The following is a 13,650-nucleotide window of genomic DNA, read 5'->3' as shown; positions in this document are numbered from 1 at the left end:
TATCAAGTAGACCCATCCCGTAAGGGGCTGTCAGGGAAATGCCTTCTCGGGGTTCCGACAGCTTGCTTCAAGGAGAGAATGACATGGCAAAAGTAATTGGTATCGACCTTGGAACGACGAATTCCTGCGTCGCAGTCATGGACGGCAAGGACGCGAAGGTTATCGAGAATGCGGAAGGTGCCCGCACGACCCCTTCCATGGTGGCATTTTCCGAGGACGGCGAACGCCTCGTCGGCCAGCCGGCCAAGCGCCAGGCGGTCACCAACCCGACGAATACACTCTTTGCGGTCAAGCGCCTGATCGGCCGCCGCTACGAAGACCCGACCGTCGAGAAGGACAAGCACCTCGTTCCCTTTACCATCGTCAAGGGTGACAATGGCGACGCCTGGGTCGAAGCCAATGGCAAGGGCTACTCGCCCGCACAGATTTCCGCGATGATCCTTCAGAAGATGAAGGAAACTGCCGAATCTTATCTCGGCGAAAAGGTCGAGAAGGCCGTCATCACCGTTCCTGCCTATTTCAACGACGCGCAGCGCCAGGCAACCAAGGATGCCGGCCGCATCGCCGGCCTTGAAGTTCTGCGCATCATCAACGAGCCGACCGCTGCCGCACTCGCCTACGGCCTCGATAAAAAAGAAGGCAAGACAATTGCCGTCTACGACCTTGGTGGCGGCACCTTCGATATCTCGATCCTCGAGATCGGCGACGGCGTCTTTGAAGTGAAGTCCACCAACGGCGATACGTTCCTCGGCGGTGAAGACTTCGACATGCGTCTGGTCGAATATCTCGTCGGCGAATTCAAGCGCGACAACGGCATCGACCTGAAGAACGACAAGCTTGCCCTGCAGCGCCTCAAGGAAGCTGCGGAGAAGGCGAAGATCGAACTTTCGTCCTCGCAGCAGACCGAAATCAACCTGCCGTTCATCACCGCTGATGCTTCCGGTCCGAAGCATCTGACGCTGAAGCTGACCCGCGCCAAGCTCGAGAGCCTGGTAGACGATCTCGTCCAGCGCACGATCGCGCCGGCCAAGGCAGCGCTCAAGGATGCCGGCGTCACCGCCGCCGAAATCGACGAAGTGGTTCTCGTCGGCGGCATGAGCCGCATGCCGAAGGTACAGGAAGTCGTCAAGCAGCTGTTCGGCAAGGAGCCGCACAAGGGCGTTAACCCGGATGAAGTGGTGGCGCTTGGTGCTGCCATCCAGGCCGGCGTTCTGCAGGGCGACGTCAAGGACGTGCTGCTTCTCGACGTGACGCCGCTGTCGCTCGGCATCGAGACGCTGGGTGGTGTCTTCACCCGCCTGATCGAACGCAACACGACGATCCCGACGAAGAAGGGCCAGACCTTCTCGACTGCCGAAGACAACCAGCAAGCCGTTACCATCCGCGTTTCGCAGGGCGAGCGTGAAATGGCTGCCGACAACAAGCTGCTCGGCCAGTTCGACCTCGTCGGCCTGCCGCCGTCGCCGCGCGGCATGCCGCAGATCGAAGTCACCTTCGACATCGACGCCAACGGCATCGTGCAGGTTTCGGCCAAGGACAAGGGCACCGGCAAGGAACAGCAGATCCGCATCCAGGCTTCCGGCGGCCTTTCCGACGCCGACATCGAGAAGATGGTGAAGGATGCCGAAGCGCATGCCAGCGAAGACAAGAAGCGTCGCGAGTCCGTCGAAGCCCGGAACCAGGCCGAAAGCCTGATCCACTCCTCGGAAAAGTCTCTGAAGGATTATGGCGACAAGGTTTCCGAGGCCGACCGCACCGCGATCTCGGATGCGATCGCTGCGCTGAAGACAGCTTCGGAAGCATCCGAGCCGGATGCCGACGACATCAAGGCGAAGACCCAGACGCTGATGGAAGTGTCGATGAAGCTCGGCCAGGCGATCTATGAAGCGCAGCAGGCCGAAGGTGGCGCTGCCGGCGATGCCTCCGCGGAAGGCGGCGACAATGTCGTCGATGCCGACTACGAGGAAATCAAGGACGACGACCGCAAGAAGTCCGCGTAATCCGCGACGACGTGGTTATGCTTCAACACCTGATCCGGCTGCTCACCATGGCAGCCGGAAAATCCATTTCCGGGGTTTAATCCTTAATGGCAAAAGCGGACTATTACGAAACTCTGGGTGTAGCCAAGACGGCGGACGAGAAAGAGCTGAAGAGCGCCTTCCGCAAGCTGGCGATGAAATTCCATCCGGACAAGAACCCGGATGACAAGGACGCCGAACGCAAGTTCAAGGAAATCAACGAAGCCTACGAGATGCTCAAGGACCCGCAGAAGCGGGCGGCCTATGATCGTTATGGCCACGCGGCCTTCGAGCACGGCGGCATGGGCGGCGGTGGCGGCGGATTTGCCAGCGGCGGCGGCTTCTCCGACATCTTCGAAGATATCTTCGGCGAGATGATGGGCGGAGGGCGTGCGCGCCAGCGCTCGTCGGGCGGCCGCGAACGCGGCGCCGATCTTCGCTACAACATGGAAATAACGCTGGAAGAATCGTTTGCCGGCAAGACGGCGCAAATCCGCGTTCCCACCTCGATCACCTGCGACGTCTGTTCGGGTTCGGGTGCCAAGCCCGGCACGCAACCGAAGAATTGCGGTACCTGCCAGGGAAGCGGGCGCGTGCGCGCCGCACAGGGCTTCTTCTCGATCGAGCGGACCTGCCCGACCTGCCACGGCCGCGGCCAGATCATTCCCGATCCCTGCCCGAAATGCCACGGCCAGGGCCGAGTGACGGAAGAGCGTTCGCTCTCGGTCAATATTCCGGCCGGCATTGAGGACGGTACACGCATCCGCCTGCAGGGCGAGGGTGAAGCCGGCGCCCGCGGCGGGCCGGCCGGCGACCTCTATATCTTCCTGTCCGTCAAACCGCATGAGTTCTATCAGCGCGATGGAGCCGATCTCTATTGCGCCGTTCCGATCTCGATGACGACGGCCGCTCTCGGCGGAACTTTCGACGTGGCGACGCTCGACGGCACCAAGTCGCGCGTCAGCGTGCCCGAAGGCACGCAGGCCGGCAAACAGTTCCGCCTGAAGAGCAAGGGCATGCCGGTGCTGCGTTCGGCGCAGACGGGCGACCTCTACATCCAGATCCAGATCGAGACGCCGCAAAAGCTCACCAAGCGCCAGCGCGAATTGCTGCAGGAATTCGAGCAGCTTTCCTCGAAGGAGAACAATCCCGAATCGACCGGCTTCTTCGCCCGGATGAAGGAATTCTTCGAAGGCTAATGCATATCATCAGGAAGTGCACAGCGGTTCCGGGAGAGCGACATGCATAAAAACAAAAGCCTCAAGCGCGTCGCATGACTCCAATCTGATGCGACGGGCTTTCGCCGCAATCGACATCACCATTTCCAAGGCCGGGGACGGAAACGTCTCCGGCTTTTTCGTTCAGCAGATCCCGATTTGAGACATTTGCCGTGCGTCCCCGCCGACTTGTCCCAGTTCGACACGGCGACGCATGGGAACACGACTTGCGTTAACGCAGCCACGTGATGTCGCTTGCAAGTTTTCCAAATGAATTCAGTCTCTGCCGTCAGCGCAGAACCCGAAAATCAGGATCGATTTTCGATACGCGGCGCTCTAGCGGGAACAATTAAACCAAGGGTATCTGCCATGGCGCCAGCCTTTTCCTCCCAGTCCGACGACGTCGACGTTCTCGCCGGCGCCCTCTACACATGGTGCGCCGAGCGCAACATCAAGCTTCGCAGCCAGCAGGGGCTTTCCGTCGCCAGCATCGCGATCGACCTCTATCATGCCGGCCACCAGACGCAGGATGACCTGCTGATGGCGCTGCACGAATGCGACATTCACTAAATCTTGCCGCACGGCTGTATGTGTCCAGATATCATCCGGATCCGGGCAGCTTATGCTTTGCGTGACGCTCGGTGAATCAGGCGGCGGTTTCGGCCGCTTCGCCAGTCATCAGGGTGACGATGGTCTTGACCGCCTCCTTGCCTGCCGGCGAGCTCAGTCTGTCGTAGCTCAGCGCCAGCGCATAGGCGTCGGGGCTGAGTTCGATGCGGCTGCCGAATTGCGATATGCCGGCTCCCTCGAAAAGAGCAGAGATCTCAACATCAAGAAAAACCGCGATCTGATGCAGCTTGCTGGCGGAAACGCGGTTCGTCCCCTTTTCGTATTTCTGAATCTGCTGGAAAGTCAGTCCGAGTGCTTCGCCAAGCTCGAGCTGGGAAACACGGCGAAGGGCGCGAAACTGCCTTACGTTGCGACCAACGATAATATCAACCGGATCTGGCACTTCATCACTCTCTGATACATAAACAGTTTGTTTACCATATCGGTTTTGCAGGATAACTCAACCCTGCAGTTGCAAAATTCAACTTGCATTTTTCGGCCTTACGTTACGTCAGTCGCGTGAGCCGATTGTGGCGAAACCCCGTATATCCGGGGTTCGAAGGGATCGACAAATGCCGCCGTCCATAGTGCCGCGGCAATGTCGGACGCTCCTCCAAAGGTTGTATTTTCAGCGAGAGTTGGCCCCCGCGTAGAGCCGGGCTCGGCGTTTGTCGCGCACCGACCGGCAGCGGCGACAACGCTCGGCAACGACACTGCAAGCCTTGCCATCAACGCCGCTTAGGCTTAGCTGTCACGCTTCACGATTCCGGACATTCGATGCCGCACAAGGTTGCTCTTTCCCGTCTGAAGCTGACAGATTTCCGCAACTATGCGGCGGCGGCCCTTGCCCTTGACGGTCGGCACGCCGTGCTGACGGGAGACAACGGCGCCGGCAAGACCAATCTCATGGAGGCCGTCTCGCTGCTTTCGCCCGGCCGCGGTCTGCGGCGCGCCGCCTATGGCGACATTGCCCGTGTCGGTGCAGCCGGCGGTTTTTCGATCTTCGCCGCGCTCGACGGCATGGAAGGCGAAGTCGAGATCGGCACGGGCGTCGAAACAAGCGAGGAGACCAACGCGCGCAGACTGCGGATCAACGGCACCCCCGCCAAGACCGTCGATGAACTGACCGACCATCTGCGCCTTCTCTGGCTGACACCGGCGATGGACGGCCTCTTTACCGGCGCCTCCTCCGACCGGCGCCGCTTTCTCGACCGGCTGGTACTGTCGCTCGATCCCGCCCATGGCCGCCGCGCCAGCGATTTCGAGCGTGCCATGCGCAGCCGCAACAAATTGCTGGATGAAGGCCGTTTCGATCCCTCCTGGCTCGCCGGTATCGAACAGCAAATGGCCAGCCTCGGCATCGCCATGGCGCTCGCCCGGCAAGAGATGCTCGGCATGCTGACCCGGTTGATCGAGGAAAGGCCCGAGAGTTCACCCTTCCCTTCGGCAGCGCTGCAGCTCTCCGGCTTCATGGACGGTCAGTTTTCGCGCCCCTCGGTCGACCTCGAGGACGACTATGCGGCAATGCTGGCAGAGAGCCGCTACCGCGATGCCGGTGCAGGGCGCACGCTGGAGGGGCCGCACCGGGCCGACCTCATCGTGCACCACCGCGAGAAGGCGATGGAGGCGGAACGTTGTTCCACCGGCGAGCAGAAAGCGCTGCTTGTCGGCCTGGTGCTTGCACATGCACGCCTCGTCGGCAATCTCACCGATCATGCGCCGATCCTGCTGCTCGACGAGATTGCCGCGCATCTCGACGAGGGCCGCCGCGCCGCGCTGTTCGACCTCATCGACGGGCTCGGCGGCCAGGCCTTCATGACCGGAACGGATCGCGCGATGTTTTCGGCGCTCGGTGACAGGGCACAGTTCTTCACGGTTGCCGACGGGAAAGCTTTCGAATGACAGAGGCGGCTTTTCCCGGCGCCGGGCGCCATGATACTGTCGGCGCCATGGAACCGCTCAGCCCGGACGAAATCGCCCGCTATCACCGCCACATCCTGCTCCCCGAGATCGGCGGTGCCGGCCAGCAGCGATTGAAAGCCGCCCGTGTGCTGGTGATCGGCGCCGGCGGTCTCGGTGCGCCGGTGCTGCAATATCTCGCAGCCGCCGGGATCGGCACGCTCGGCATCGTCGACGACGACCGGGTGTCGCTGTCGAACCTGCAGCGCCAGGTGATCCATGATTCCGGCACGATCGGCGAGTTGAAGACGGAGAGTGCCGCCTCGGCCATCGCCAGGCTCAATCCGCATGTCCGGCTGATCCGCTTCGAGGAACGCTTTTCCCCGGAGACCGCCCGCCGGCAACTGTCCGGCTTCGATCTGCTGATCGACGGCTCCGACAATTTCGACACGCGTTACGCCGCCGCCGATGCGGCGGAGCAAGTACGCATTCCGCTCGTCAGCGGCGCCGTCGGGCGTTTCGATGGCTCGCTGACGGTTCTCAAGCCCTATGAGAGCGCCGAGGACGGGACGCCCAACCCCAGATATCGCGACCTCTTTCCGGAGGCCCCGCCGACGGGACTAATTCCGGCCTGCGCCGAGGCCGGTATCATCGGCGCGCTGACCGGCGTCATCGGCACGATGATGGCGATGGAGGCAATCAAGCTCGTCACCGGCACCGGGGAGCCGCTGGTCGGGCGGCTGCTGCTCTACGACGCGCTCAAGGCCCGGTTCGACACTGTGCGCTACGGAAGACGCCGCACGACAGAAAGACAGGCGGGATGACGATTATTCCTCTTGATCATCGTTTCAAGCGCTGGGACGAGCTGCTCGCACTGATCCTTGCCTCCTTCGCTTCGATGAACGGCAGGATTGATCCGCCATCCTCGGCGCTCACGCTGACGGCGGGCTCACTGGCGGAAAAGGCCAGGGCCGAGATCGGCCATGTCGTCATCGACGGCGAGAAATTGATCGGCTGCCTGTTCCTGCGGCCGGAGGCCGATTGTCTCTATGTCGGCAAGCTCGCCGTTCTGCCTGAGGTGCAGGGCAAGGGCCTCGGCAAGCGGCTGCTGGCGATCGCCGAACTGACGGCAGCGAGGCTCGGTCTTCCCGCTTTGCGACTGGAAACCCGCATCGAGCTTACCGACAATCACGCCGTGTTTGCGGCCTGGGGGTTTTCCAGAACCGCCGAGAAGGCGCATCCCGGCTTTGCCAGAACGACGTTCGTCGAGATGCGCAAGGTTCTTGCGCCCCCGATCCGAGCCGCCTGATACCACCACGGAGCGTCTCTCAACGGCCCGGCAGCACCCGGTTCGGCGGCCTGTGGCCGTCGATGAACGCGCGGATATTGATGATGACCTTGTCGCCCATGTCGATGCGGCCTTCGATCGTCGCCGAACTCATATGCGGCAGCAGCACGACCTTGCCCTCATTGGCGAGCTTGACGAGCTTCGGGTTGACGGCGGGCTCGTTTTCGAAGACGTCGAGGCCGGCGCCGGCGATCCGACCCTCCCTCAGAGCCTTGATCAGCGCAGCTTCATCGACGACGTCGCCGCGCGCGGTGTTGACGAGATAGGCTGTCGGCTGCAGCAGCGCCAGCCGGCGGGCCGAGATCAGGTGGTAGGTCGCCGGCGTTGACGGGCAATTGACCGAAACGATGTCGACGCGGGCAAGCATCTGGTCGAGGCTTTCCCAATAGGTCGCCTCCAATTCGTCCTCGACGGCCGGATTGACGCGCTTGCGGTTGTGATAATGGATCGACAGGCCGAAAGCCTTGGCGCGGCGGGCCACCGCCGTGCCGATGCGGCCCATGCCGACAATGCCTATGCGTTTGCCGTGAATGCGCCGGCCGAGCATCCAGGTGGGAGACCAGCCGGCCCATTCGCCGGGCTTGTCGGTCAGCACCCGCGCGCCTTCGCCGAGCCGTCTCGGAACCGCGAGAATGAGCGCCATGGTCATATCGGCGGTATCCTCGGTCAGGACGTTCGGCGTGTTGGTGACGGTGATGCCCTTGCGCGCCGCCGCCTCGACGTCGATATGATCGGTGCCGTTGGAGAAGCTGGCAATCAGCTTCATCTGCGGTCCCGCCTGATCGATCAGCGCCGCGTCGATGCGATCGGTGACGGTCGGCACCAGCACGTCGGCGGTCTTGACCGCGGCGACAAGCTCGGGAGCGGAACGCGGCGCGTCGTCGATGTTCAGCTCGGCGTCGAAGAGCTCCCGCATGCGGGTTTCGACGGCATCGGGCAGCTTGCGGGTGATGTAGACCTTCGGTTTTTTCTTCGCTGTCATGGCTGCCTGTGGTGCCTTGTTCAGAGGTCTTTAACCAAGAGGGGTGATAATTTTCCCATCCGGGCATTTTCTACCAGACCCGCACGCGAAGACAAACAAAACTCGCGGTGCAGCCGGGGAATGTCAGAGCCCGGACCGCGAACAGGCCGGGCCTGCCCGCGAATTCGAGCAAACGGAAACTTCCATGCGCAGCAAAGTCCTGAAGTCCTGCCTCGCCCTTGCCATCGCTCTGGCCGCATCCATGGGAACCGTCGAATTTGCCTATGCGCAGGCCGCCAAGGGACCAAGCGGATTGCCATTGCCGCGTTTCGTCACGCTGAAATCCAAGCGCGTCAATCTGCGCATCGGCCCGGGAACGGATTATGCCGTTTCGTGGATGTACCTGAAATCCGGCTTGCCGGTGGAGATCATCCAGGAATACGACAACTGGCGCCGCATCCGCGATGCCGACGGCACCGAAGGCTGGGTCAACCAGTCGCTGCTGTCAGGCCAGCGTGCGGCGATCGCCGCCCCGTGGATGAAGACGAAGGGCAAGGGCGTCTTTGTCAATCTGCGGCGCGAGGCGCAGACCTCCGCATCGATCGTCGCCAAGCTGGAACCCGGCGTGATGGTGACGATCGGCGAATGCAACGGCGACTGGTGCCGCGCCGAAACCGACGGCGCCTCTGGCTGGGTGGCGCAATCGGAGATCTGGGGCGCCTATCCCGGCGAAGCCTTTAAATAAGCCCCGCCTGTTTGGCGGCCTCTGAAAGCGAGGACATCGGGCGCGGGCCGATCTGCTGGATAACGATGCCGGCGGCGAGGCAACCGAGCTTGCCGCAATCCTCCAGAGAGCGTCCCTGCGTGTAGCCGTAGAGGAAGCCGGAGGCGAAGAGATCGCCGGCACCCGTCGTATCCACAACTTCCCTGATCTTGATCGCATCGACGTAATAACGCTCGCGGCCCTTCAGGATGACGGCGCCGTCCTCGCTCATCGTCACGGCGGCGATCTTGCAATCGGCCGCGATCCTGTTCAGCGCCTCTTCGAAATCGTCGGTTTCATAGAGCGACAGCGCTTCCTGGCGATTGGCGAAGACGATATCGACCTTGCCGGAACGCATCAGATCGAGGAATTCGCCGCGGTAGCGGCCGACGCAGAAGCTGTCGGACAGCGTCATCGACATTTCGCGGCCGTTTTCATGGGCGATGCGGGCACAATCGAGGATCGCTTCCTTGGCGCGCGGCGGATCCCAGAGATAACCTTCGAAATAGGTGACTTTGGCGTTGGCCACGACGTCGGGCTCGACGTCTTCAGGCCCGAGCTCGACGCAAGCGCCGAGATAGGTGTTCATCGAACGCTCGCCGTCCTCGGTGACGAAGATCATCGAACGGGCCGTCGGCGGGAAGGTGCCCTTTGGCCGGGTCTGGTAGTGAACGCCCTGGGCGCGGATGTCGTGGGTGAAGATGTCACCCAGCTGATCTGCGGCGACATTGCCGAAATAGGCCGCCTTGCCGCCGAGGCTAGCCACGCCTGCGGCCGTGTTGCCGGCGCTGCCGCCGGAGGCTTCGAGCGCCGGTCCCATGCGCGAATACAGCAGTTCGGCGCGCTCGGCATCGATGAGGTTCATCGCCGCCTTGGTGATCTCGTTGTCAATGAGGAACTGGTCGTCGCAACGGGCAATGATATCCACGATTGCGTTGCCGACTGTCAGAACATCGAATCTTGTCATGAAATGGGGAGTCCCGGATTTGTGATAGCCGGGGTCCGGTCTTAGCGAAATTTCCGCAGTTTGGAAGGATAAATGGTGGATGGCACCGCTATTTCTTCGCAAAACTGCCGCCTATTCGTCATGCCCATGTCATCTTCAAAATCTAGAAATAGTCGCAAGAAGACCGGCATGAGCAGCTTTCAGTTGCAGCCGGGCGCACGGGGGATGATCCCCTCGATCTTACCGGCGCGATGCTGACCACGGATGAACTGGCGGCTTCGCGATCGGATATCCGGCAAGACCGGAGCGGAAAAGCGGGCTGTGCCCGCTTTTTTTGCTTTGCGGATATTGGCGATTGGGTTTCAATGCAGACGGTTTGCTGCTGTAACGCCACTCCCTTCTCAGAGGCGCAGCGTTGTAGAACTTTGAATTGCTGGATAATTTTCTCCTTAAATCGATTCCGATTTGAGGAATTATGCAGTAGAGGTTGATACTCCCCCGCACAAAGCAGCCTCCTCATGTCAGCCATCATTCTCGACGTTCTTCCGATCTTCATCCTGATCCTTATCGGCTGGGTGATCGTCCGCAGCGGCTTGATGGCATCGAATGTCGGCGAAGCGCTCAGTGAATTCGTCTTCAAGATCGCCGTGCCGCTGCTGCTCTTCCGCACCATTGCCGAGGCGGATTTTCATGGCGCCTCGCCTTTCCGGCTGTGGATCGTCTATTTCTCCGGCGTTGCCATCACCTGGACGACCGGCCATATCGCCGCCACACGCCTCTTCGGCCGTGACGAACGGATCGGCGTGCTGGCCGGCGTTTCCTCCGCCTTCGCCAATAATATCTTCATCGGCCTGCCGCTGGTCGAGCGGACCGTCGGCGATGAGGGGCTGGTGGCGCTGTCGATCCTGCTTGCCGTGCATCTGCCGGTGATGATGGTCGCCGGCACGGTGCTGATGGAGCATGCCGAGCGCAAGATCGCCGGCAAAAGCGATCGCAGCATGGTGCTCATGCTTCGCCAGATCGCCGTCAATCTCGTCCGCAATCCGCTGGTAATCGGGCTTGCGGCCGGCATGGCTATGCATCTTTCCGGTCTCACCATGCCTGCAACCCTGGCAACGGTCGTCAAACAGATCGCCGGCATTGCCGGTCCGGCGGCGCTGATTTCGCTCGGCATGGCGCTGGAGAAATACGGCATCTCAGGCAATCTCGGCATCGCCAGCGTCACGTCGAGCTTGAAGCTGGTGATGCTGCCCGGCTGCGTGTGGGCGGCAAGCCATCTCCTCGGCCTCAGCCCCGAATGGACGGCGGCGATCGTGCTGACCTCTTCGGTGCCCACAGGCGTCAATGCCTGGCTGATCGCCAACCGCTTCGGCGTCGGTCATAGCATCGCTGCCTCGACGATCACGGTGACGACGGCGCTCGGCGCCATCACGGTGTCACTCTGGGCCTATTTCCTGGGTGCCTGAAACACTCTTTGCACAACAAAAAGCCCGGCTTCGCGGGCCGGGCTTCGATGACATGCGATTATTCCGTCCGCGTCACTGCGTCGCGGTCGGCAGCGGCACCGGCGAATCGGCGAGCGTGTGCAGGTAGAGGATGACGTTGGCGCGATCCTGATCCTTCGGCAGACCGGCAAAGCCCATCGCCGTTCCGGGAACATCCTTCTTCGGCGCCGTCAGGAACTTGTTGAGAAATTCGAAGGTCCACTTCTCGCTGCTGCCCTTGGAGAAATCCTTCATGGCAGCGGAATAGGCAAAGCCCTCATGCGAGGCGATCGGGCGATCTACGACACCAAAGAGGTTGGGACCGACCTTGTTCGGTCCCCCTTTGGTGCCGTCATGACAGGCCTGACACTTCTTGAAAACCGTTTCACCGGCCTTGGCATCGGCAGAAGCAAGCAATTGCGCGATCGGGACGGCAGCAGCGGCAGGCGCAGCTTCGCCACCAGCGGCGGGCGCCTCTTCTGCAACGATCGCGAAACCTTCCTTTTCCGGTGCTTCGGAATGGAAGATCCCTTCGGACGCGATGGAGACCGACATCAGAACGAAAATCGTTCCGAGCAGCGCCCCAACGGCCGTATTGACGTATGAATTCATCTGCAATGCTCCCCTTGCAGCCGGCAGACCATAACCCGACCATCTTGAAATCGCGCGGAACCTATGTCTTTTGGCTGATCGTTGCAACTGTCTAAATGGTCTTGTGCGTGAGACTTTTTGACACTTTTCAGCCCGGAATAGAAGGCCCGACCAATGAGTGATTCAAATTTAGATGACGTGCTTGTATTGATCCCGGCGCGGATGGCCTCCACCCGGCTTCCGGGCAAGCCGCTCGCCGATATTTGCGGGCTGCCGATGATCGTCCAGGTGGCGATGCGCGCCAGGGAGGCAGCCATCGGCCGCGTCGTCGTCGCCGTCGACGACATCAGGGTGTTCGATTCCGTTTCTGCCGCCGGCTTCGAAGTCGTCATGACCAGCAGCGAGCATCAATCGGGTTCCGATCGAATCTTCGAGGCGCTGCAGAAAGTCGATCCTGCCGGCAAGGCGAAATTCATCGTCAACGTCCAGGGCGATCTGCCGACGATCGATCCGGAAACCGTGCGCGCGGCTTTGCGCCCGCTCGAGAACGAGGCGGTCGATATCGGCACGCTGACGACTGAAATCGACAATGAAGCTGATAAAACCGCGCCGCACATCGTCAAGGTTGTCGGTTCGCCGGTTTCCGACACCCGACTGCGCGGGCTCTATTTCACGCGTGCGACCGCACCTTACGGCAAGGGTCCGCTCTACCACCATATCGGCCTTTATGCCTATCGGCGCGCGGCGCTGGAACGGTTCGTCGCGCTCGGGCCTTCAACGCTCGAAAGGCGCGAATCGCTGGAGCAGCTGCGGGCGCTGGAGGCCGGCATGCGCATCGACGTTGAGATCGTTGACACGGTTCCGCTCGGTGTCGATACTCCGGCCGACCTCGAAATAGCGCGGCGCATCCTCTCCGCAAAGTCGAACTGACGGAACCATCATGAACATCAAGACCAACAGGATCGCCTTCCAGGGCGAATTCGGCGCCAATTCCGACATGGCCAGCCGGGACATGTTTCCGACCATGGAGCCGCTGCCCTGCCAGACCTTCGAGGATGCGTTCACGGCGGTCGACAATGGCGACGCCGATATCGGGATGATCCCGATCGAGAACACCATCGCCGGGCGCGTCGCAGATATCCACCATCTGCTGCCTGAATCGCGGCTGCACATCATCGGCGAATATTTCATGCCGATCCGCTTCCAGCTGATGGTGCTGCCGGGGGTGACCAAGGACGAGATCCGCACGGTGCACAGCCACATTCACGCGCTCGGCCAGTGCCGCAAGATCGTTCGGGCCAATGGCTGGAAGCCTGTGATCGCCGGCGATACGGCGGGCGCAGCAAAGCTGGTGAAGGAAACCGGCGACCGCTCGATGGCCGCCTTGGCGCCGCGGCTTGCCGCCGATCTCTACGGGCTCGAGATCATTGCCGAAAATGTCGAGGATACTGAAAACAACGTCACCCGCTTCGTCGTGCTGTCGCGCGACGAGGAATGGGCGCAACGGACTTCGGCGGACGAAAAGGTTGTCACCACCTTCGTCTTCAACGTCCGCAACATTCCGGCCGCGCTCTACAAGGCGCTCGGCGGGTTTGCCACCAACAATATCAACATGACCAAGCTGGAAAGCTATCAGCTCGGCGGACGATTCGTGGCGACGCAGTTCTACGCCGATATCGAAGGCCATCCGAATGATCCGAACGTGCGGCGGGCATTGGAAGAACTGCGGTTCTTCTCCGAGAAGGTGCGCATCCTCGGCGTCTACAAGGGGCATGCGATGCGAGGCCTGCTTTAACAAGCCCCGCATCGGTCAT

At 61.4% G+C, this 13,650-nt stretch carries 14 protein-coding genes; 10 read left to right on the top strand and 4 right to left on the bottom strand.

The genetic code is table 11. The features are described from left to right. The first annotated feature begins 83 nt into the window (after window positions 1-83). The 3 genes from dnaK (at window position 84) to GR197_RS00235 (ending at window position 3,805) form a co-directional block, all read left to right on the top strand. Window positions 84-2,000 carry a molecular chaperone DnaK gene (gene dnaK, locus GR197_RS00245; RefSeq protein WP_164006052.1) on the top strand — a complete coding sequence of 639 codons (1,917 nt, stop codon included), beginning with the start codon at window positions 84-86 and terminating at the stop codon, window positions 1,998-2,000. An 86-nt stretch (window positions 2,001-2,086) separates the two neighbouring features. Next, the gene (gene dnaJ / locus GR197_RS00240; protein ID WP_007634142.1) at window positions 2,087-3,217 is read left to right on the top strand and encodes a molecular chaperone DnaJ; all 1,131 of its coding nucleotides are present in this window, start codon (window positions 2,087-2,089) and stop codon (window positions 3,215-3,217) included. Window positions 3,218-3,604: 387 nt separating this feature from the next. Beyond that, a complete protein-coding gene (locus tag GR197_RS00235) occupies window positions 3,605-3,805 on the top strand; it encodes a hypothetical protein (RefSeq protein ID WP_007634143.1) in 201 nt (66 codons plus the stop codon). A 76-nt stretch (window positions 3,806-3,881) separates the two neighbouring features. On the opposite strand, the gene GR197_RS00230 is transcribed toward GR197_RS00235, so the two are convergent. Beyond that, window positions 3,882-4,247 (bottom strand): helix-turn-helix domain-containing protein, encoded by a 366-nt coding sequence (locus tag GR197_RS00230; RefSeq protein ID WP_164006051.1) that lies wholly within the window; start codon window positions 4,245-4,247, stop codon window positions 3,882-3,884. Window positions 4,248-4,621: 374 nt separating this feature from the next. On the opposite strand from GR197_RS00230, the gene recF reads away from it, so the two are divergent. The 3 genes from recF to GR197_RS00215 are packed head-to-tail and all read left to right on the top strand — an operon-like array spanning window position 4,622 to window position 7,052. Then, on the top strand, window positions 4,622-5,746 hold the full coding sequence (gene recF / locus GR197_RS00225; protein ID WP_164006050.1) for a DNA replication/repair protein RecF: 1,125 nt from the start codon (window positions 4,622-4,624) through the stop codon (window positions 5,744-5,746). Then, window positions 5,743-6,567, top strand: a complete 825-nt coding sequence (locus tag GR197_RS00220; RefSeq protein ID WP_164006049.1) for a molybdopterin-synthase adenylyltransferase MoeB — start codon at window positions 5,743-5,745, stop codon at window positions 6,565-6,567. Before recF ends, GR197_RS00220 begins: the two co-directional genes overlap by 4 nt. After that, window positions 6,564-7,052, top strand: a complete 489-nt coding sequence (locus GR197_RS00215) for a GNAT family N-acetyltransferase (protein WP_164006048.1) — start codon at window positions 6,564-6,566, stop codon at window positions 7,050-7,052. Before GR197_RS00220 ends, GR197_RS00215 begins: the two co-directional genes overlap by 4 nt. 19 nt (window positions 7,053-7,071) lie before the next feature. Here GR197_RS00215 and GR197_RS00210 read toward each other — a convergent pair whose 3' ends face one another. Next, window positions 7,072-8,073, bottom strand: coding sequence for a 2-hydroxyacid dehydrogenase (locus GR197_RS00210; protein ID WP_164006047.1), 1,002 nt, complete (start codon window positions 8,071-8,073; stop codon window positions 7,072-7,074). Window positions 8,074-8,257: 184 nt separating this feature from the next. Here GR197_RS00210 and GR197_RS00205 point away from each other — a divergent pair, with 184 nt between their 5' ends. Further along, entirely contained in the window at window positions 8,258-8,797 is a 540-nt protein-coding gene (locus tag GR197_RS00205) for an SH3 domain-containing protein (RefSeq protein WP_164006046.1), read from the top strand. On the opposite strand, the gene GR197_RS00200 is transcribed toward GR197_RS00205, so the two are convergent. Continuing rightward, window positions 8,790-9,782 carry an adenosine kinase gene (locus GR197_RS00200; RefSeq protein WP_164006045.1) on the bottom strand — a complete coding sequence of 331 codons (993 nt, stop codon included), beginning with the start codon at window positions 9,780-9,782 and terminating at the stop codon, window positions 8,790-8,792. The genes GR197_RS00205 and GR197_RS00200 overlap by 8 nt on opposite strands. 497 nt (window positions 9,783-10,279) lie before the next feature. On the opposite strand from GR197_RS00200, the gene GR197_RS00195 reads away from it, so the two are divergent. Further along, window positions 10,280-11,227, top strand: a complete 948-nt coding sequence (locus tag GR197_RS00195) for an AEC family transporter (protein WP_164006044.1) — start codon at window positions 10,280-10,282, stop codon at window positions 11,225-11,227. Between the two features lie 72 nt (window positions 11,228-11,299). Here the strand turns inward: GR197_RS00195 and GR197_RS00190 are convergent, their stop codons facing one another. Beyond that, the gene (locus GR197_RS00190; RefSeq protein WP_164006043.1) at window positions 11,300-11,857 is read right to left on the bottom strand and encodes a c-type cytochrome; all 558 of its coding nucleotides are present in this window, start codon (window positions 11,855-11,857) and stop codon (window positions 11,300-11,302) included. 153 nt (window positions 11,858-12,010) lie between these two features. Between GR197_RS00190 and GR197_RS00185 the strand changes: the two genes are divergently transcribed. Both GR197_RS00185 and GR197_RS00180 read left to right on the top strand, forming a co-directional pair. Further along, the gene (locus GR197_RS00185; RefSeq protein WP_164006042.1) at window positions 12,011-12,766 is read left to right on the top strand and encodes a 3-deoxy-manno-octulosonate cytidylyltransferase; all 756 of its coding nucleotides are present in this window, start codon (window positions 12,011-12,013) and stop codon (window positions 12,764-12,766) included. Window positions 12,767-12,776: 10 nt separating this feature from the next. Next, window positions 12,777-13,631 carry a prephenate dehydratase gene (locus tag GR197_RS00180; protein ID WP_164006041.1) on the top strand — a complete coding sequence of 285 codons (855 nt, stop codon included), beginning with the start codon at window positions 12,777-12,779 and terminating at the stop codon, window positions 13,629-13,631. The last annotated feature ends 19 nt before the right edge of the window (window positions 13,632-13,650 follow it).

Origin of the sequence: Rhizobium phaseoli (genome assembly GCF_010668805.1) — a bacterium.
GTDB classification, from domain to species: Bacteria; Pseudomonadota; Alphaproteobacteria; order Rhizobiales; family Rhizobiaceae; genus Rhizobium; species Rhizobium phaseoli_A.
This window is presented reverse-complemented; position numbering and strand designations above follow the sequence as displayed.